Origin of the sequence: Pseudomonas sp. 2024-210, assembly GCF_045062345.1 — a bacterium.
GTDB lineage: Bacteria > Pseudomonadota > Gammaproteobacteria > Pseudomonadales > Pseudomonadaceae > Aquipseudomonas.
In genome coordinates, this window is record NZ_JBJGEJ010000016.1 from 16,520 (window position 1) to 35,367 (window position 18,848).

Genomic DNA, 18,848 nt, shown 5'->3' on the forward strand with positions numbered 1-18,848 from the left:
CCTCTCCCTTTGGGAGAGGGTTGGGGTGAGGGTGAGGGCTCAATCAGCGCTTAATCAACCCCCGCACACTGATCCACACCGGAATTCCCAGGCCAATCCAGCTCAGCACATCCCAGGCACCATCGCCCAGGAGCGCGCTGAACAAGCCCATCAGACTGACCAGTCCAATCGCCAGCGGAATGGAAAACACCTTCCAGAAGCTCGACTGACGCGGTCTCATCGGGCGTTCTCCTTTGCGGCGCGGCGTCGTACCCACCACAAATACAAACCACTGCCGAGCACGATGATGGTCAACAGGTCGAGTGCAGCCCAGAGGATTTTCATCGCCATGCCGCCGTAGTCGCCAAAGTGCAGCGGCTGCGACATGCCCATCGCGTCCATGTACCACGGGCGATCACCCACGGCTGTAACCTCAAGGGTGCTGGCGTCGATCAAAACCGGAGTCAGCAAGTGGGCGGTCAAGTGCGTGTTGCCTTTCATAAAGACCGCGTAATGGTGCTCGCTGGAAAACCGTGTACCGGGAAAGGCGATAAAGTCCGGACGCATACCGGGCGCGGCACGGTCGGCGATGTCCAGCAGGGAGGTGGCGGGTGCCAGGTGGGTCAGCGGCGGCGCATCGCGATAGGGTTCGATCATCGCGGTGAGGCTGTCGTTGCGCCAGGCATCGATGATCAAGTCGGCGCAGGCGCTGATCACACCAGTCACGCCCACCACCAGCGCCCAGGTCAGGGTGACGACGCCCAGCAGGTTGTGCAGGTCGAGCCAGCGCAGGCGCTTGGACTTGTCAGTGCGCACCGTGGCGAACTCATGACGGCGCATAAACGGCAGGTACAGCACCGTGCCGGAGACGATCGCCAATACAAACAAAATACCCATAAAGGCCAGTAACAGTTTGCCCGGCAAACCGGCAAACATGTCCACGTGCAGGCGCAGAATGAACATCATCAGGCCGCCGTTGGCCGAAGGCACTTCCAGCGCTTCGCCGGTGCGGGCATCGAGCATGAAGGTGTGCGACGAATTCGGTTCGGTGCCGGCCGTTGCGGCCATGATGGCAAACACCGCGTTGGGATCGTCGTCATCACTGCCGAAGTACTGCATCACGTCATGGGGGCGATGGGCTTTGGCCGCGTCGACCAGTTGTTGCAGGTTCAGGTGCGGCGTATTGGCCGGCATTTCCCGCAACTCGGGGCTGTCGCCCAGCGCGTGATCGATTTCATGGGAAAAAATCAAGGGCAGGCCGGTCAATGCCAGCATCAGCAAAAACGCGGTGCAAATCAGGCTGGTCCAAGTGTGGATAAAGGACCAGCGACGGATCGTTTTGCTTTTCATGAAAATCCAAAGTTGACGCAGGTGTGCATTGAAGCCGGCAAGGCTTGCTGTGACAAGTCCTGCCGGTTGCAGCGTGCGTGTTTAAAACTCCAACTGCGCCGAGAATTGAACGGTACGCGGGTCGCCAAGGTAGTGACTGTTAAGCCAGTAGTCTTTGTTGGCCAGGTTGCTGACGTTCATGCGTAAGGTCAGATCGTTTTGCGACACCTTCATGCGGTAACGCGCACCGGCATCAAAGGTGGTGAACGAGGGCAGTTGGTAGTCGTTGGAAACATCGGTGTATTGCTTGCCGGTGTAGAACGCGCCACCGGTCAGGGCCAGGCCAGGCACGGCATTGATATCGTATTCGGCGTACAGTTTGGCCAATTGTTTGGCGACATCCACGGGAGCGTTGCCATCGTTGGCCTTGTTGTCGGCATCCTTGACCTTGGGATCAAGCAAGGTGAATCCGCCGATCACCGTCAACTCCGGGGTGACTTTACCGGTCACGCTGAATTCCAGGCCGTTGTTAACCTGTGTGCCGCTTTCGGTGTACACCATGTCGCCGTCGAGGTAGCCGTTAGGCTTTTCGATGTTGAACAGGGCAAGCGTCAGCAGTGCATCGCCGACGGTGGCTTTGGCACCTACTTCGTATTGCTTACTCACTTGTGGCGCGAAGATTTCACCGGCGTTGATTGCGTTGTAAGGCGCAGTGCCGCCTGCTTGTAGCCCTTCAATGTAGGTTGCATAGGTCGTCAGCCAAGGCACCGGCTTGTAGATAAGCGATACGCTTGGCGACGTTTTGCTTGCGTCGTAGCGGGTTTTCTTCGCGGGTGAGGAGTAGATGAAGTCATTGGCGTAGGATTTGATCTGTGTCCGCGTGACGCCAACGATGCTAGACCATTGGTCGTTGAAGGTGATCACGTCACCGATCAGGAAGTTGTTGGATTGCGATGTACTCGCCAAGTGCTTGCTGCCATGCCCAATCGAGTAGCCGGGTTTGGTGACTTGCTCGCTGCTGCCGAAAGGCAGGGCGCCTCCTCCGACGTCTGCATACTGCGAGCCGTCCGAGGGGATGTGGTCTTCGTACTGCTTGATGCGCGAGTCGTTGCCCTGATAACCCATGGTTATTTTGTGGTCAATGGCGCCTGTGTCGAAGGCAGCATCCAGGAACAGATATGCCGAGTTCTCTTGGTGCTCAATTGGTGCAAAAGCGTACAGCGGCTGGGTGTAGACCCCAGGGCTGTAAACAGTCGGGCCGGTGTAGGTGTTCTCTTCGGTGAATTTCTGTGTGGCGAATGCACCGCGCAGGGTGAAGGTGTCGTTCAAGCGCCATTTGGCGCGAACGCCGCCTTTGTCGGTTTCGTTGTCCGAGAACGACCATTTCTGGCTGTACAGTTTGTCGTTGTGGAGTTGCGAGGCGCGGGGACGCAGCGCTTGATCGCCGAAATACCAATAGCTGGTCAAACCGTGAATTTCAGTCTTCTTGTGTGAAGCATCGAATTGAATTTGCAGGTCGTCGCTGACGTTCCAGTCAACCGCCAGACTGATCAACTCGCGGCGGCGTTTCTGCATGTCGATCGCCGTTTGGCCGTCTTGTGTCAGGAGGTTCAGTCGATAGGCGAACTTGCCTTCATCATCAATCTTGCCGCCGAAGTCACCGTGCAGGTAATAGTTGTCACCTCCGGCATTGCCCAGCGTCACGCTGCGATAGGTTTCGTAGGTCGGACGTTTAAGCACGTAGTTGGCTAAACCACCCGGAGTGGCGGGCCCATACAAAAAACCAGTCAAGCCAGTAATCACTTCGAGCTGTTCGGTTTCTTCCAGAAAGTTACCGGCATCCGCGAGGGTGGAGAAGCGCAGCCCATCGTTGGCAATGTTCAGGTTGCCCGCACCGCTAAACCCGCGAATGTTGACGGCACTGGCATAGCCCGCCCCTGTAGGGGAAAACATCTGAGTGAACGGGTTACGCTTGAACACGTCATCCAGCGAAGTCGCCTGCATGTTTTTAAGCAAGGCCTGAGACGTGACGCTCATGGAGTACGGCGTGTCTTGCAGCTTCATGCTGCCCAGTGCGCCGACATTGCTGATGTTTTCGCTGACGTAGCCAGCAGCCTCTGAACCCTCGGCCACAGCACTTGCATTCACATTGACGTCGCCCAGGGTCAGCGCGCCTTCAACCACAGGCACAGGCACGAGCGCATAGGCACCGCCACCGCTCTGTTGCAGCTGCAACCCCGTTCCGCGCAACGCTTCACGCAAGGCCGTGCTGCCCTCGAACGTGCCACTGACGGGCGCCGAGGTTTTGCCTGCAACGAGTGTTGGGTCAATCGCCAGCGTGATGCCGGATTGGCTGGCAATCTGGTTCAGGGTCGTGGACAGCGAGCCAGCAGGCAGGTTGTAGGTGCGAGCAGTGGTCGCTTGTTCAGCTGCCATCAGCGAAGGGCTGGCCAACGGGGCGCTCAGGGCAATGGCGGCGGCCAACAGGCCTGGGCGCAAAAACGTGTCGAGGGTGCGGGACATTCGGCGTATTCCTGAATGGAAATGTTTCTCAATGCCTATCTGCCGCATGACATTCGAAAAGTGATAGGGCGTGATGAAAATTATTTCGATTCAGCATTGTGAGGGGCAGGGCTGACAGTGACCCACCACGGCGTCACGTGTTCGATCTTGACCGGCAAGGTCGGTTGCAGGGCGTTGAGCGCCAGTTCGACGTTGTTCAGTGCGAAGCTGCCACTGATACGCAAGTCAGCCACTTGAGGGTCGACGCCCAGATGGCCACGGCGGTAGCGATTGAGCTCGCGAACCATGTCGGCCAAGCGCACGTTGTCGAGCACCAGCATGCCTCGTGTCCAGGCATCTGCGCCGGGGCTCAACGCGAGCATCGGGCCCAAACTGTCGCGCTGCATCAGCACTTGCTGGCCTTCGTTGTAGACCGTTTCATGGCCACTGGTTTCAGGCTGCGCTGCTACCTGCGATTGCAAAACGCTTAGCCGTGTACCGTCGTTTTCGCGTTTGACCAGAAACCGGGTGCCCAAGGCGCGCAGGCTGCCATCGCGGGTTTGCACGATAAAAGGGCGGGGATCGCCATGGCCGGTCTCGACCATGATTTCACCTTCTTGCAGGATGATTCGCCGGGTGCTGGCATCAAATTGCACGTCAACTGCGCTGTGGGTGTTGAGGTCCAGTACGGTGCCATCGGCCAGACGTAATTGCCGCTGCTCCCCGGTAGCGGTGCGTTGGTCGGCCATCCAGTAATCCAGCGGCAGGTAGTTTTTACCCGCGAACAAGGCCAGCCCGCACACCAGCGCGACACTGGCCAGCCCACCGCCAATTTTACGGATCCGCTGCTGCACTCCGTCGCGAGGGGCCAACAACGCGTTGCGCGCAGGGATGCTGGTGTTGCTGAAACGTTGATCCAACATGCCCAGTTGTAACCAGGCACGGGCGTGTTCTTCACTGGCGGCATACCAGACCGCGAATTCAGCCTGCTCCACAGCACTGCCGTTGCCGCAGTCCAGACACAATTGCCAGGCGATGGCGGCGTCCAGAACCTTGGCGCTCACCGGTTTTGAGCTGACTGCACTCATGCCGGTTCGCCATACAGAGCGATGTAGCACTGGCGGATACCTTGGGCCAGGTACTGACGTACACGGGGCACCGATACGCCAAGACGCTCGGCAATTTCAGCGTGGCTTAGACCATCGATGCGGCTGTATAGGAAGGCGGCGCGAGACTTGCTCGACAGTTTGCCCAGCATCGCGTCGATGGCCTTGAGGTCTTCGAGGATCAGCTGTTGCTCTTCGGGCGAGGGTTGTTCGGCTTCGGGAACCTGCATCAGTTCGTTGAGGTAAGCCTGTTCCAGCGCGGCGCGGCGAAAGTAGTCAAACAGCAGGCCCTTGGCGATGGCGGTCAAAAAGGCCCGCGGCTCACGTGGCGCCTTGAGGTCGGTGCGCCCCAGCAGGCGCACAAAGGTGTCCTGGCTCAAGTCTTCGGCTCGTTGCGGGCAGGCCACATTGCGTCGCAGCCACGCCAGCAGCCAACCGCGGTGGTCGCGGTAAAGCGATCCAACCAGTTCGCTGTGGGGATTTTGGACTGACGACAAGGACATCACCGACTACAAGTTTTAACTAACGATAATTATTCGCGATTGTGTCAGAGCCATTGGCCGTGCGCAATTGACGCTCATCGGATGGCCAGAGGGCTTTTGCTGTTTGGATTACGTAGCAGCTGCCGAAGGCTGCGTTCGAGCGCGAAGCGGTCGTAAAACCTGTGTATGGGTATTTTCGGTATACCGCGATGACAGGTATCACGACTGCTGCGCAGCCGGACGCAGCCTTCGGCAGCTGCTACGCGGAGGGGGGACTGATTAAAAGCTGTGCACGTGTTTGCGTCGTTGCCACTGGTTTAGCCGCTGTTGCAGGGCTTGGGGGCTGTCGATGTGTTGGGCGCGGGCGCGGCTGAACAGGATCAGGGCCAGTTCAGCGGTGGCCAGCGCGTCGGCGCTGGCGTTATGGCGCTCTTCAACCTGAAGGTTGAAGTGCTTGATCCACGCGTCCAGTCCGGCTTCGCGCAGATTGACCTGCGGACACAGCATGGGCGCCAGCGCCGCGACATCCATAAACGGATGCTGCAAACGATAGCCCAGGCTCTCTTTGAGGGCGCGGCCGAGCATGTGCTGGTCAAAGGGGGAATGAAAGGCGAGCAGCGGGCTGTCACCGACAAACGCCATAAAGTCGAGCAGGGCGTCGATGGGGTCGCAACCGGCGGCAATCGCACTTGGGCCCAGACCGTGCAACAACACGCTGGGATTGAGCGGCATGTGCGTGCGCATTAATGTGCGTTCAAAGGTCTGCCCCAGATCAATCGCGCCGTCTTCAATCACCATTGCGCCAATGGACAGCACTTGATCGCGCTTGAGGTTCAGGCCGCTGGTCTCCAGATCGACCACGACCCAGCGCTGCTGGCGCAATGAACGCTCGCTCAGCCCCGGTGAGGGCGGCATGTGCAGCAAGCGTTGTTGCTGCTCAAGGCTCAGCAATGGTTTTTTGCCGGGTAAAAGCCACGACCAGAAGTTCATAGCTGATACCGCAACGCCAGGCTGCTTTGCAGGCGCTGTGCCTGACGCAGGGCCTCACGCAGGATGCGCCGGTCGAGCTGGTTCAATTGGTCGGGGTCAACACGGTTGGAATACGCTCGGTTTTCCCGGGTTTGTAGCTGGTGCTGTTGCATGCGGGTTTGCTGAATAAAGTGATACGCCTCTTCATAGGCGGCGCCGTCCAGCGCTTCGATGACGTCCAGCGACACCAGCTGGCGCAGGCGTTCGAGGGTGTTAGTCGCTTCAATGCCGTGGGCCAGCGCCAGCAGGCGGGCCCCATCCACAAAGGGCGTGAGGCCCTGAACTTTGAGGTCCAGTGTGGCTTTGTCACTGCCTTTGCGTTCCAGCACAAATTCGCGGAAGCGCCCCACGGGCGGGCGATGGCGCAAAGCATTGTCAGCCATCATGCGTTGGAACAGGCGATTGTCGGCCACTTGGTCGAGGATGCCACGGCGCAACTGCTGGCAACCCTGTTCATCTCCCCAGACCGCGCGCAGATCAAAATAAATGCTTGAGGCCAGCAGATTCTCTGGAGTGGCTTCGCGGATAAAGGCCGCAAAGCGTCGAGCCCATTCGGCACGGGACAGGCACAGGTCAGGGTTGCCGGCCATGATATTGCCCTTGCACAGGGTAAAGCCGCAGGCGGCCAAGTGCTGATTGATCTGCTGTGCGATGGGCAACAAGCGCTGGCGAATAGCGTCGGCCTCTGTGGCGTCCTGAGCGTCGAAAAAAATGCCGTTGTCCTGATCGGTGTGAAGGGTTTGCTCGCGTCGTCCTTCGCTGCCAAAACACAGCCACGTGAACGGCACGCCGGGGTCTCCGCGTTCAGCCAGCACCAGCTCGATGACGCGACACACCGTGTGGTCATTAAGTTGAGTAATGAGGTGGGTGATCTGCGTCGAGGACGCGCCGTGGGCCAGCATTCGCTCTACCAACTGGCCAATTTCGCCGCGCAGGTTAACCAGGTTCTCCAGCTTGGGTGCGTGACGAATGGTGCGGGCCAGATGCACCAGATCGACCCGTTGCAACGAAAACAAATCCCGCTCGGACACGACGCCGCACAGGCGCTGATTTTTGACCAGACACACGTGGGCGATGTGCCGCTCGGTCATGGCGATGGCGGCATCGAAGGCGCTGTGATCGGGGGTCAGGTAAAACGGGCCCGGGGTCATAAATCCATCGATGGCTTGGGCGAAGTCCTCAACACCACTGGCCACGACGTGGCGCAGATCACGGAGGGTAAAGATGCCCAGCGGCGCTTTGTCGGCATCGACGACGACAATGCTACCGACTTGTTGTTCATGCATCAGGCGCACGGCTTCGCGCAGCGAAGTTTCGGGCAAACAGGTCACGGGATGGCGCATCGCCAGTTCGCCGAGGCGGGTGTTGAGGGAGTACTGAGTCCCCAAGGTCTGTACCGCTTTCTGTTGAACCTGCTGGTTGACCTTGTCGAGTAAACTGCTGACACCGCGCAGCGCAAAGTCGCGAAAATCGTCGGACAGGGCGAACAGTTTGATAAACGCCGCCTTGCCCAGTTGCAGGCAAAAGGTATCCTCAGCAGCACGGTGTTCGGTGCGGGTAGCACGCTCGCCCAACAGGGCTGCGAGCGGGAAGCACTCCCCGGCCGTGATTTCAAATGTGGTTTCGGTATCGCCTCTGCCCAGATGAGTGCGTTCACCCACGACCCGACCTTGTTTGACGATGTAAAAATGTTCTACCGGCCCGTCAGCTGGTCGGATAATGCTCTCGCCGGGGCCATAGAAACGCAGCTGGCATTGCTCCACCAGGAACGCCAAGTGGGTGTTTTCCATATGGTTGAAGGGCGGAAAACGCTGCAAGAACTGCATGGTGCCGTGAATGTTCTGCAACACAGCAGTTTTTCCTGCCTGGAGAAACGCATCCGATTTGCTCATGACCGACCGTTACCGCGTTGTAGGTGGTTACCCTTGTTGTTATGACAGGGCGCCACGGCCCTGGATGTTGCTGCGCCCTCATGCTCGTTTGTCTGCGCCCGGGTGCCCATTGGACGTAAGTCTAGGGGGGGCAACATGTTGAATGTTTAGAGCCGTTTGTGTGGTTTCATACTTGATTATTGAAGCCACTGGCTTCGGTATACGTGTATTGAGTGAACAGGGGGCGTGGTCGCGCAATAAACGACTACGCTGCTGAGAAATTAGCGGACAAGGTCCTGTAGAGAGCGACATGACTGAACATGACATTTTGACCGACGCAGAGCGCGAGGCCTTGAACGAGGTAATGCACACCCCGGTCATCGCACGGCAAAGTTTGTTGATCGTTGAAGACGATCAATTACAGCGCGAGCTGCTGGCAGAGCTGTTAACGGAGGAAGGGTATAAATGCTTGACCGCCAGCAATGAGCAGCAAGCGTTGGCCCTGCTCGCGTCCGACGACTCGGTCGGGTTGATATTGACCGACTTGCGCATGGTGCCCCATGACGGCTTGCACCTGATCCGCAAGGTCCGCGCCTCTACGCGCGCCAGTCTGCCAATCATCATTATGTCGGGCGATGCCGGGGTAAAAGATGCCATTGCAGCCATGCACCTGAATGTGGTGGATTTTCTGCTCAAGCCGATTGATACCGAGAAGCTGCTTCAGTTGATTGCACAGGAGTTGGGGGTGTAGTCAGGCCGCGAAGTCCATACCGCTGAGTTAAAGGATTAACGCTTGAACCGGCTACCCCTCAACAGAGACGAAAGTGTTGGGATTACCGGTAACGCTAACCATCATTTCTTGCGGTGGAGAGAGATCTGGCAAATTGCTGGGGGGGGGCAGTGTTGCCTGCGTTGACCTTGTGCATTTAACCTTCCATTGAGGTGCTGTAATGACCGGTTTTAGGCTTGAAACATAAGCGGCAGTTTTAGCTTCGCTAATCGTGATCGTAACGGTTCCGGGGGTTGTATAACTGCCGATGGTGTATGAACACATACCGATGACCAGCTTTTCATCACCCTCCTGACAAACAGGTTGTCCCCCGACCGTGGCATGCCCAGTTCCCGTGATCGTCAGCAGGGGTGGAACAATTAATGTGTACGCCAAGAAAGGCGTAGGAACAATTATTTTGGAGCCGTTCACAATAATGAATTGACCCATAAAATCCTCTCGTTCATCTGTGTAGAGGTTCAGCATTCTCTGGAAATTACCTTCCAGAGCGCCAACAACCATGAGTTAACTGTAGTTCAGCTCGTTACACGTTGGAGTCCATAAAGCTTTTGGCCAGACGAACTGCACTCGTTTCATTCTGTAGTGAATATCCAGGCAAAAAAATACCCCTCAGCGAGGGGCATTTAATGAGCTGCGCTATTACAAACCGTTTTTAGCTTTGAACTCACGACGACGGCGATGCAAGACCGGTTCGGTATAGCCGTTCGGCTGCTTTGTCCCTTCAATCACCAGCTCGACTGCCGCCTGAAAGGCGATGTTGCTGTCGAAGTTCGGTGCCAATGGACGATACAACGCATCGTTGGCGTTTTGACGGTCCACCACCGGCGCCATGCGCTTTAGGCTTTCCAGCACCTGGCTTTGGCTGACAATGCCGTGACGCAGCCAGTTGGCAATGTGTTGGCTGGAAATACGCAGCGTGGCACGGTCTTCCATCAAGCCGATGTCGTGAATGTCCGGCACTTTGGAGCAGCCCACGCCCTGATCGATCCAGCGCACCACGTAGCCAAGGATGCCTTGCGAGTTGTTGTCCAGTTCGTTCTGGATCTGCTCGGGCGTCCATTGCGGGTTCACGGCCAACGGGATAGTCAGGATGTCGTCCACCGAGGCATGAGCGCGCTTGGCCAGTTCGGCCTGACGGGCGAACACGTCGACCTTGTGATAATGCAACGCGTGCAAGGCGGCGGCCGTAGGCGAGGGCACCCAGGCGGTGTTGGCACCCGCCAGCGGATGAGCGATTTTCTGTTCGAGCATGGCGGCCATCAGGTCAGGCATGGCCCACATGCCTTTACCGATTTGCGCACGCCCTTGCAGGCCCGTGCTTAAACCGACATCCACGTTGTTGTTTTCGTAGGCTGAAATCCATTTTTCGGACTTCATGTCGGCCTTGCGCACCATCGGTCCGGCTTCCATCGAGGTATGAATCTCGTCGCCGGTACGGTCCAGAAAGCCGGTGTTGATAAACACGACGCGCTCGCTGGCCGCTTTGATGCACGCCTTGAGGTTGATCGACGTGCGGCGCTCTTCGTCCATGATGCCGACTTTGAGCGTATTACGGGGCAACGTGAGCACGTCTTCGATGCGGCCGAACAGCTCGTTGGTGAAGGCGGCTTCTTCAGCGCCGTGCATTTTCGGTTTAACGATATAAACCGAACCCGTGCGGCTGTTTTTACGCGTGGCCTTGCCGTTCAGGCTGTGCATCGCGGCCAGGCTGGTGAGCAGACCGTCGAGGATGCCTTCCGGGACTTCGTTACCGTCTTTGTCGAGGATCGCGTCGATGGTCATCAAGTGACCCACGTTACGCACGAACAACAGTGAACGACCGTGCAGGCTGAGCGTGCCGCCGTTGGGCGCGGTGTATTCGCGATCCGGGTTCATGGTGCGGGTAAAGGTCTGGCCGTCTTTGGAGACCTGCTCGCTGAGGTCACCCTTCATCAGGCCCAACCAGTTGCGATAGATCACCACCTTGTCGTCAGCATCGACAGCGGCGACGGAGTCTTCACAGTCCATGATAGTGGTCAGGGCTGCTTCCATCAGCACGTCTTTGACGCCGGCGGCATCGGTCTGGCCGACAGGGCTGGCCGCGTCGATCTGGATTTCAAAATGCAGGCCGTTATGTTTGATCAACACGGCGGTCGGTGTCGGCGCATCACCCTGGTAGCCAATCAGTTGCGCGGTGTCGCGCAGGCCCGTGCTGGCGCCGTCTTTGAGGGTGACCTGCAAGGCACCGCCGACGATGGCGTAGGCCGTTGAATCAACGTGAGACCCCTGGGCCAGCGGTGCCGCTTCGTCAAGGAAGGCACGGGCGAAGGCAATCACCTTGTCGCCGCGCACCTTGTTGTAGCTTTTGCCCTTTTCAGCACCCTCGGCTTCGCTGATGGCATCGGTTCCGTAGAGCGCGTCGTACAGCGAACCCCAGCGGGCGTTCGAGGCGTTGAGGGCAAAGCGTGCATTCATCACCGGCACCACCAGCTGTGGGCCAGCCATACGGGCAATTTCGTCATCGACGTTTTGCGTCGTTGCCTGGAAATCGGCGGCTTCTGGCTGCAAATAGCCAATGTCTAGCAAAAAGGCTTTGTAAGCCACGGCATCATGGGCCTTGCCGGCCTGAGCCTGGTGCCAGGCGTCGATCCGCGCCTGCAAATCATCGCGTTTGGCGAGCAGTGCTTTGTTCTTGGGGGCCAGGTCATGGATAACCTTGTCGGCACCGGCCCAGAACTGGTCGGCGTTGAGGCCGGTACCGGGAATGGCTTCGTTGTTGACGAAGTCGAACAGGACTTTGGCGACCTGCAGGCCACCGACGTGAACGTGTTCAGTCATTGCTTGCCTCACTCATTTTTATTTAAAGCCTGACACTGCGTTAGCTCGTGCTTGCGGGGTAATGCGGGTTAAAACAGACGCCTTGGCGGACGGTGTCGCCCATTATGTAGTGCTTGCCGAGGCATACTACATGATCAATACGGGATGTGAAAATTGGACTGATCACGTCGTTCTTCGACCGGTTTTACATTATCGGTCACGTACAAGCACAGGATGTTCTCAAGAAACACACAGGTTGTTCCAGATAATTCTAAAAACAGTACACAATTTTGTGTTCTGCAGCATTTTAGTGCGTAGGAATGAGGCTGTGATGGGCGGAGTGCGGGTGAAGGTCCTGCGGCCCTTATCGCAGCCTGCGGCAGCGGCTACAGGTATTGGAGGGCGGCCTATACTCAACCGACCCCTAATAAGAGAGTCCCCGCCATGAACCATCTTGTGATTACCGTGTTTGCGCCGGACAAAGCCGGGCAGGTTGAGCGCATCGCTGACTGCATCGCCGCCCATGGCGGTAATTGGCTGGAAAGCCGAATGTCGCGCATGGCCGGGCAATTTGCCGGCATTTTGCGTGTGGGTGTGCCAGCCGAAACCCACGAAGAGTTGCTGGACGCGTTAAGAGGCTTGGGCAAAGAAGGGATTCAGGTGATGTTCGCCGAAAGTGGCATTGAGCAATCCTGCACCTGGAAGCCCATCGCCATGGAGCTGGTCGGCAATGACCGCCCCGGCATCGTGCGCGATATTTCGCGGGTATTGACCCAACAAGGAATAAACCTGGAGCGGCTGGTGACGGATGTGCGGCCCGCGCCCATGAGCAACGAGCCGCTGTTTCACGCTGAAGCCATTTTGGCGGTGCCGCTGACTCACTCGCTGGAGGCGTTGCAAAAAAGCCTCGAAGACCTGGCGGATGAGTTGCTGGTGGAACTCAAGTTGAACACCGACGATTAGCGTCGGCGCAGGGTCAACCACGCATCAAGGCTGTACACCACCAAACCGGCCCAAATAAACGTAAAGGCAATCAGGGTGCTCGCGGACAAATGCTCGCCGTACACCGTCACTGCCAAAGTCAAAACCAGCGTAGGCGCGATGTACTGCATAAACCCCAATGTGGTGTAGGGCAAATGCCGCGCGGCAGCGTTGAAACACACCAGCGGGATCAGGGTGGCAGGGCCCGCGGCCACCAGCAGCCAGGCTTCAGACGTGCCCCAGAAGTCAGCGTGTGCGCTGTTGGCTTCGGGGTGTAGCAGCAGCCAGACAATGGCAATCGGCACCAGAATCCAGGTTTCGATCACCAACCCCGGCAAGGCTTTGACCGGGGCTTGTTTGCGAATCAGCCCGTAAAAACCAAAGCTCAACGCCAGCACCAGTGCTACCCAAGGCAGGCTACCGACTTGCCACACTTGCTGGGCCACGCCGATCACTGCCAGGCTCACGGCCAGCCATTGCAGACGGCGCAGGCGCTCCCCCAACAGGAGCATGCCCAGTAGCACGTTCACCAGCGGGTTGATGTAGTAGCCGAGGCTGGCTTCGAGCATGCGGTCATTGTTCACGGCCCATACGTAGGTCAGCCAGTTGACTGCAATCAGCAGACCGCTGAGGGTCAGTACCGCCAGGCGCTTAGGGTTGTCGCGCAGCTCTTGCCACCAGCCTGGGTGTTTCCACACCAGCAGCATCAAGGAACCGAACAAGGCGGACCAGAGCACCCGATTAACGATGATCTCGGCCGCCGGTACGCTGGCCAGTAATTTGAAGTAGAGCGGGAACAGTCCCCAAATGACATAGGCGCTGAGGCCCAGGATGTACCCGCGACGCGGGTTGGCGGCTTGCATGCAGAATCCTTGTTTATAAATATTTCAGTAGGCTGCGTACGGTTGCGCAGCGATCGTAAATACTGAGTTCCGGATTTTCAGACGCCCAATGAGCCGATTTTACGACAGCTACGCCGCCGGACGCAGCCTCGTACCTACGGCAGCTGCCACGGGGCGTGGTGTTAAAACAGCTTTAACGGCTCTTCATTAAGCGCCGACAATTGTTCGCGCAAGGCCAATATTTGATCGCCCCAATACCGCTCGGTACCAAACCACGGGAAGCTATGGGGGAACGCCGGGTCGTCCCAGCGGCGAGCCAGCCAGGCGCTGTAGTGCATCAAACGCAACGCACGCAGGGGTTCGATCAAGGCCAATTCACGCGGATTAAAATCGTGGAACTCACTATACCCGTCCATCAATTCCGACAATTGACCCAGACATTCCTGACGGTCGCCGGCGAGCATCATCCACAAATCCTGCACGGCTGGCCCCATGCGGCAGTCGTCCAGGTCGACGATATGGAACACCTCGTCGCGGCACATCATGTTGCCGGGGTGGCAATCACCGTGCATGCGAATGTTGGTGTGCGGTGTGGCGGCGTACACGTCTTCCACACGCTTAAGAAGATCGCGGGCCACTGATTCGTAGGCCGGGAGCAGGCTGCGGGGGATGAAGTTGCCTTCGAGCAAGGTCGTTAAGGAGTCATGGCCGAAGTTTTTCACGCCCAGCGCTTCGCGGTGCTCGAAGGGTTTGGTCGCGCCTACCGCGTGCAGGCGGCCGAGCAGTTGCCCGAGGCGATACAGTTGGTCGAGGTTGCCAGGCTCAGGCGCACGGCCACCCCGTCGAGGAAACAGGGTGAAGCGAAAGCCTGCGTGTTCAAACAGGCTTTCGCCGTTATGAATCATGGGGGCGACGACCGGAACTTCACAGTCGGCCAACTCGAAGGTGAAACGGTGTTCTTCAAGGATCGCTTCGTTGGTCCAGCGCTGAGGCCGATAGAACTTGGCAATCAGTGGTTCCGAGTCTTCGATGCCGACTTGATACACGCGATTTTCGTAGCTATTGAGTGCGAGCACGCGGGCATCGCTCAGGAAACCGATGCTTTCGACGGCATCAAGCACTAGATCTGGGGTAAGTGTTGCAAACGGATGAGACATGCTGACTCCTGCGCGCAGCAGGCTGCCGCGTCCGGCCATGCATGTTAGCGCAGACCGGTCGCGGGTTGGGGCCTTAATCCCGATGTTGGCGAGGGTCAGGTGCCGACGATACCGCCGTCTTCACGGCTGATCGCGATCACCGAAGAGCGGGGTTTACCGTTGGGCAGGTGCTCCGGGAAGGTAGAACCGCCGTTTTCACCGGGGTGCTGGATGCCGACAAACAGGGTTTTCTGATCCGGGGAAAAGCTGATGCCCGTCACCTCACAGCCGACAGGGCCGACCATGAAGCGGCGAATTTCGCCGCTGTCAGGGTCGGCACAGAGCATCTGGTTATTGCCCATGCCGGCAAAGTCGCCGCTGTTGCTGGCGTCGCCATCCGTCAGGATCCACAAGCGACCGGCGTCGTCGAAGCCCATGCCGTCGGGGCTATTGAACATGTTCTGCGGGGTGATATTGGCCGAGCCGCCTTTTGGCTGGCCGGTGTGCACCACCGGATTGCCTGCAACCACAAACAGATCCCACTCGAATGTGTCTGCACTGTGATCACCGTTGTGCGCTTTCCAGCGCAGAATCTGCCCGTAGACGTTCTTTTCTCGCGGGTTGGGGCCGCCGACCGGTTGCCCGTCTTCGCCGCGCTTGGCGTTGTTGGTCAGGGTGCAATACACCTGGCCGTCCTTGGGGCTAACTACAATCCACTCCGGGCGATCCATGCGTGTGGCATTGACGATGCTGCCGGCCAGACGGGCGTTAATCAGTACTTCAGCCTGACTGGTTAGTGCGTTGCTGGCGTCCAGGCCGTTTTTGCCGTGACTCAACTCAATCCACTGGCCTTTGCCTTTGGGGCGATCCGGGTTTTTGTCGCCATCGTCAAAACGGGCAACGTAGAGCGTGCCGTGATCCAGCAGGTCGCGATTGGCCTTGGGGTTTGCGTGATCAATTGTGTCGCGACTGATGAACTTGTAAATGAACTCGCCACGCTCATCGTCGCCCATGTAGACCACTGCGCGGCCGTCCCGGGTCTGCGCAAGGGCGGCGTTTTCATGCTTGAAGCGGCCTAGCGCCGTGCGTTTTACCGGGGTGGAGTGTGGGTCGAACGGGTCGATTTCAACGACCCAGCCATGGCGATTCAACTCGTTTGGGTTGATCGCCAAATCGAAGCGCGGATCATGGGGATGCCAATTGATCTCTTTGCTGGCGCCTACCGCGCCGTAACGTTTTTGCGCAGCGTTGAAGCTTTGTTTGTGATCGGTGCTGCCAAAACAATCGGTAAAGTTTTCTTCGCAGGTCAGGTAAGTGCCCCAAGGTGTTTTACCGTTGGCGCAGTTCTGGAATGTCCCCAGCACGCGGGTGCCCGTGTTGTCAGCGGGCGTGCGTAACAAGGCATGGCCCGCTGCCGGGCCGCTGAGGCGGATCGGGGTGTTGCCGTGAATGCGGCGGTTGAAGCGCGAGTTTTGGACAAACTGCCAACCGGAGCCTTTACGCTGAATTTCAATGACAGACACTCCCTCGCTGGCCTGGGCTTTGCGCACCTCTTCAAGGGAGGTGGGCATGCCGCCGTGGGGGTACAGGTAGCGATAGTTGGTGTATTCGTTATTGATCGCCATCAAGGCGCGGTTCGGGTCATCAGGGAAGGCGAACAGACTCATGCCGTCATTGTTGTCGCCGAATTGGACTTCTTGCGCACTGGCCGTGCCTTTGCCGCTGGGGTCAAAGGCCGGGCCGTCGACGTGCAAGGGTTGGCCCCAACTGATCAGCACTGATGAGCGATAGCCGGGCGGCAGGCTGATGCGGTCGGTGGTCGCGGCCTTGATGCTGTCAAAGCCTAGTAATTGGCTGGAAGCCGCGCTGACACTGGCGGCCAGCGCGCTACGGCTCAGCAGCCCGCCGCCTAAAAAAATCGCCGCTGTGCACAGTGCACCGGCGCCGATAAAACCACGTCGGCTGAGGCCGATGAGCTGCTCAAGGTCGGTGGGTTGGTCTTCTTCTAATAGGTTCATGGCAGTCTCGGCGTTAGACGATTTTTGCAGTCACCTTAATCAGCCGGTATGACAGGAATGTTTCACTGCTCGCGAAGCCGTGGGGTTGGCGACCCCTCGGACTTTGCCGTGCGGGCCAGGCAATACACATCTACCCGCCGTGCACCGGCCTTGAGCAACAACAGCGCCAGACTTTGTGCTGTCGCGCCGGTCGTCAGCACGTCATCCACCAATGCTACATGGACGCCCTGAACCTGCGCTTCTGAGGCCAGACCAAATGCATTCAACAAGTTACGTTTACGGGTTTTGGCGTCCAGTTCCTGCTGTGCCGGTGTGTCCTGGATGCGCACTAACCACTGTTCGCGGCAGGGAATTGACACTGTCTGACTGAGCCAGTCAGCGAGCATTGCTGCCTGGTTATAACCGCGCTGGCGCAGGCGTTTAATAGACAAAGGCACCGGTAAGAGGACGTCGGGCTTCTCATGGCCCGCATTGAAGTGATCAAGCAGCGATTGGCCGAGAAGTTCGGCTAAAAGTCGGCCGTAAGGCCACTTGCTGTTGTGTTTGAAACGAACGATCAAGCTGTCAATGGGAAAGCCATAAAACCAGGGTGCATGAACCCGCTGGAAGGCAGGGGGTTGCTTGAGGCAGAAGCCGCAGCTCAGGCCCGTTTTCGGCAGCGGCAAGGCGCATTGCTGGCAGCATTCATTGAGCCAGGGCAGCTCGAACTCACAGGCCGTGCATAAGGCCATTGCCGTGTCGGTTCGCTCATCACACAATAAACAGAATTGATCACTAAATAACCACTTGTAAACCAGTCTAATCCAATGTGGTTGACAGTTCATGTCGCATCCTTAAACATGCCGGGCATCCGTGCCGTGCCTGGGGCGATTGCCTCAGGTTCAAGTCCAAGCATAAACAAGAGAAACGCCGATGAGCGCCAGCACCTTTGCCAACGTGCGACACGATTGGTCTTTAGACGAAGTCCGCGCGCTGTTTGTTCAGCCGTTCAATGACCTGTTATTTCAGGCGCAGACCGTTCACCGCGCGCATTTCGATGCCAATCGCGTGCAGGTTTCAACGCTGCTTTCGATTAAAACCGGCGCCTGTCCGGAAGATTGCAAATATTGTCCGCAGTCGGGCCACTACAACACGGGCCTGGCTAAAGAGAAGTTGATGCAGGTGCAAAAGGTGCTTGAAGAAGCACAGCGCGCCAAGGACATCGGTGCTACACGTTTCTGTATGGGCGCGGCCTGGAAACATCCCTCAGCCAAAGACATGCCCTTCGTGCTGGAAATGGTCAAAGGGGTGAAAGCGATGGGGCTGGAAACCTGCATGACGCTGGGCAAGCTCGATCAGGAGCAAACCGCTGCCCTGGCAGGGGCGGGGCTGGATTACTACAACCATAACCTCGACACCTCGCCGGAGTTTTACACTTCAATCATCACCACGCGCACGTACAGCGAGCGCTTACAAACCCTGAGCTATGTGCGCGATGCGGGCATGAAAATATGCTCCGGCGGGATTCTGGGCATGGGTGAGTCGCTGGATGACCGCGCCAATCTGTTGATCCAGCTGGCCAATCTGCCTGAGCATCCTGAGTCTGTGCCCATCAACATGCTGGTGAAAGTGGCGGGCACACCGATGGAGAATGCTGAGGACGTTGATCCGTTCGACTTTATCCGCATGCTGGCGGTGGCTCGAATCATGATGCCGCTATGCCATGTTCGCTTGTCCGCCGGGCGTGAGGCGATGAACGAGCAAATGCAGGCGCTGGCATTTCTGGCGGGTGCCAACTCGATTTTCTACGGCGACAAATTACTCACCACCAGCAATCCGCAGGCCGACAAGGACATGCAGCTGTTTGCGCGTCTGGGTATCTTGCCCGAAGCCCATGAGGACCACGCCGACGAAGTGCATCAGGCCGCCATTGAGCATGCGTTGCGGGATCAGAAATCCAGCGAGCAGTTTTACGACGCTACGGTTTAACCCGCTATTCACGTAGCCA

Annotated in this window: 16 protein-coding genes; 3 read left to right on the forward strand and 13 right to left on the reverse strand. The window is 57.9% G+C overall.

The window, feature by feature from the left end:
• Positions 1-43 precede the first annotated feature (43 nt).
• From ACI7MX_RS18850 to ACI7MX_RS18880, 7 genes are all read right to left on the reverse strand, one after another.
• Positions 44-220: a hypothetical protein gene (locus tag ACI7MX_RS18850; protein ID WP_314485669.1), complete on the reverse strand. Its 177-nt coding sequence runs from the start codon at positions 218-220 to the stop codon at positions 44-46.
• On the reverse strand, positions 217-1,329 hold the full coding sequence (locus ACI7MX_RS18855) for a PepSY-associated TM helix domain-containing protein (protein WP_314485668.1): 1,113 nt from the start codon (positions 1,327-1,329) through the stop codon (positions 217-219). Before ACI7MX_RS18855 ends, ACI7MX_RS18850 begins: the two co-directional genes overlap by 4 nt.
• An 81-nt stretch (positions 1,330-1,410) precedes the next feature.
• Entirely contained in the window at positions 1,411-3,831 is a 2,421-nt protein-coding gene (locus tag ACI7MX_RS18860; RefSeq protein ID WP_405590642.1) for a TonB-dependent siderophore receptor, read from the reverse strand.
• Between the two features lie 80 nt (positions 3,832-3,911).
• Positions 3,912-4,898, reverse strand: coding sequence for a FecR domain-containing protein (locus tag ACI7MX_RS18865; protein ID WP_405590639.1), 987 nt, complete (start codon positions 4,896-4,898; stop codon positions 3,912-3,914).
• Positions 4,895-5,419 (reverse strand): RNA polymerase sigma factor, encoded by a 525-nt coding sequence (locus tag ACI7MX_RS18870; RefSeq protein WP_314485665.1) that lies wholly within the window; start codon positions 5,417-5,419, stop codon positions 4,895-4,897. The genes ACI7MX_RS18865 and ACI7MX_RS18870 overlap by 4 nt, the downstream gene beginning before the upstream one ends.
• 258 nt (positions 5,420-5,677) lie before the next feature.
• Complete coding sequence (locus tag ACI7MX_RS18875) at positions 5,678-6,388, reverse strand: 3'-5' exonuclease (RefSeq protein WP_314485654.1); 711 nt, start codon at positions 6,386-6,388, stop codon at positions 5,678-5,680.
• Entirely contained in the window at positions 6,385-8,319 is a 1,935-nt protein-coding gene (locus ACI7MX_RS18880) for a putative nucleotidyltransferase substrate binding domain-containing protein (RefSeq protein ID WP_405590635.1), read from the reverse strand. The genes ACI7MX_RS18875 and ACI7MX_RS18880 overlap by 4 nt, the downstream gene beginning before the upstream one ends.
• Positions 8,320-8,608: 289 nt before the next feature.
• On the opposite strand from ACI7MX_RS18880, the gene ACI7MX_RS18885 reads away from it, so the two are divergent.
• Positions 8,609-9,049, forward strand: coding sequence for a response regulator (locus ACI7MX_RS18885; protein ID WP_405590632.1), 441 nt, complete (start codon positions 8,609-8,611; stop codon positions 9,047-9,049).
• A 51-nt stretch (positions 9,050-9,100) separates the two neighbouring features.
• On the opposite strand, the gene ACI7MX_RS18890 is transcribed toward ACI7MX_RS18885, so the two are convergent.
• Positions 9,101-9,553, reverse strand: a complete 453-nt coding sequence (locus tag ACI7MX_RS18890) for a hypothetical protein (RefSeq protein ID WP_405590629.1) — start codon at positions 9,551-9,553, stop codon at positions 9,101-9,103.
• Between the two features lie 174 nt (positions 9,554-9,727).
• Complete coding sequence (locus tag ACI7MX_RS18895; protein WP_405590626.1) at positions 9,728-11,905, reverse strand: malate synthase G; 2,178 nt, start codon at positions 11,903-11,905, stop codon at positions 9,728-9,730.
• Between the two features lie 423 nt (positions 11,906-12,328).
• Here ACI7MX_RS18895 and ACI7MX_RS18900 point away from each other — a divergent pair, with 423 nt between their 5' ends.
• Positions 12,329-12,847, forward strand: a complete 519-nt coding sequence (locus ACI7MX_RS18900) for an ACT domain-containing protein (protein WP_314485637.1) — start codon at positions 12,329-12,331, stop codon at positions 12,845-12,847.
• Here the strand turns inward: ACI7MX_RS18900 and rarD are convergent.
• The 4 genes from rarD to ACI7MX_RS18920 all read right to left on the reverse strand — a co-directional run bounded on the left by rarD (position 12,844) and on the right by ACI7MX_RS18920 (position 17,685).
• Positions 12,844-13,728 carry an EamA family transporter RarD gene (rarD, locus tag ACI7MX_RS18905; RefSeq protein ID WP_314485634.1) on the reverse strand — a complete coding sequence of 295 codons (885 nt, stop codon included), beginning with the start codon at positions 13,726-13,728 and terminating at the stop codon, positions 12,844-12,846. The genes ACI7MX_RS18900 and rarD overlap by 4 nt on opposite strands.
• Positions 13,729-13,889: 161 nt before the next feature.
• A complete protein-coding gene (locus ACI7MX_RS18910) occupies positions 13,890-14,864 on the reverse strand; it encodes a serine/threonine protein kinase (protein WP_122784133.1) in 975 nt (324 codons plus the stop codon).
• 95 nt (positions 14,865-14,959) lie between these two features.
• The gene (locus ACI7MX_RS18915) at positions 14,960-16,861 is read right to left on the reverse strand and encodes a PhoX family protein (protein ID WP_405590621.1); all 1,902 of its coding nucleotides are present in this window, start codon (positions 16,859-16,861) and stop codon (positions 14,960-14,962) included.
• Positions 16,862-16,923: 62 nt separating this feature from the next.
• Positions 16,924-17,685, reverse strand: coding sequence for a double zinc ribbon domain-containing protein (locus tag ACI7MX_RS18920; RefSeq protein WP_405590618.1), 762 nt, complete (start codon positions 17,683-17,685; stop codon positions 16,924-16,926).
• A gap of 88 nt (positions 17,686-17,773) precedes the next feature.
• Here ACI7MX_RS18920 and bioB point away from each other — a divergent pair, with 88 nt between their 5' ends.
• Positions 17,774-18,829, forward strand: a complete 1,056-nt coding sequence (bioB, locus tag ACI7MX_RS18925) for a biotin synthase BioB (RefSeq protein ID WP_314485622.1) — start codon at positions 17,774-17,776, stop codon at positions 18,827-18,829.
• Positions 18,830-18,848: the final 19 nt, after the last annotated feature.

Bases quoted from the DNA above. Each gene is read 5' to 3' on its own strand.
- ACI7MX_RS18850 (WP_314485669.1), bottom strand. From the start codon at position 220: ATGAGACCGCGTCAGTCGAGCTTCTGGAAGGTGTTTTCCATTCCGCTG.
- ACI7MX_RS18855 (WP_314485668.1), bottom strand. From the start codon at position 1,329: ATGAAAAGCAAAACGATCCGTCGCTGGTCCTTTATCCACACTTGGACC.
- ACI7MX_RS18860 (WP_405590642.1), bottom strand. From the start codon at position 3,831: ATGTCCCGCACCCTCGACACGTTTTTGCGCCCAGGCCTGTTGGCCGCC.
- ACI7MX_RS18865 (WP_405590639.1), bottom strand. From the start codon at position 4,898: ATGAGTGCAGTCAGCTCAAAACCGGTGAGCGCCAAGGTTCTGGACGCC.
- ACI7MX_RS18870 (WP_314485665.1), bottom strand. From the start codon at position 5,419: ATGTCCTTGTCGTCAGTCCAAAATCCCCACAGCGAACTGGTTGGATCG.
- ACI7MX_RS18875 (WP_314485654.1), bottom strand. From the start codon at position 6,388: ATGAACTTCTGGTCGTGGCTTTTACCCGGCAAAAAACCATTGCTGAGC.
- ACI7MX_RS18880 (WP_405590635.1), bottom strand. From the start codon at position 8,319: ATGAGCAAATCGGATGCGTTTCTCCAGGCAGGAAAAACTGCTGTGTTG.
- ACI7MX_RS18885 (WP_405590632.1), top strand. From the start codon at position 8,609: ATGACTGAACATGACATTTTGACCGACGCAGAGCGCGAGGCCTTGAAC.
- ACI7MX_RS18890 (WP_405590629.1), bottom strand. From the start codon at position 9,553: ATGCTGAACCTCTACACAGATGAACGAGAGGATTTTATGGGTCAATTC.
- ACI7MX_RS18895 (WP_405590626.1), bottom strand. From the start codon at position 11,905: ATGACTGAACACGTTCACGTCGGTGGCCTGCAGGTCGCCAAAGTCCTG.
- ACI7MX_RS18900 (WP_314485637.1), top strand. From the start codon at position 12,329: ATGAACCATCTTGTGATTACCGTGTTTGCGCCGGACAAAGCCGGGCAG.
- rarD (WP_314485634.1), bottom strand. From the start codon at position 13,728: ATGCAAGCCGCCAACCCGCGTCGCGGGTACATCCTGGGCCTCAGCGCC.
- ACI7MX_RS18910 (WP_122784133.1), bottom strand. From the start codon at position 14,864: ATGTCTCATCCGTTTGCAACACTTACCCCAGATCTAGTGCTTGATGCC.
- ACI7MX_RS18915 (WP_405590621.1), bottom strand. From the start codon at position 16,861: ATGAACCTATTAGAAGAAGACCAACCCACCGACCTTGAGCAGCTCATC.
- ACI7MX_RS18920 (WP_405590618.1), bottom strand. From the start codon at position 17,685: ATGAACTGTCAACCACATTGGATTAGACTGGTTTACAAGTGGTTATTT.
- bioB (WP_314485622.1), top strand. From the start codon at position 17,774: ATGAGCGCCAGCACCTTTGCCAACGTGCGACACGATTGGTCTTTAGAC.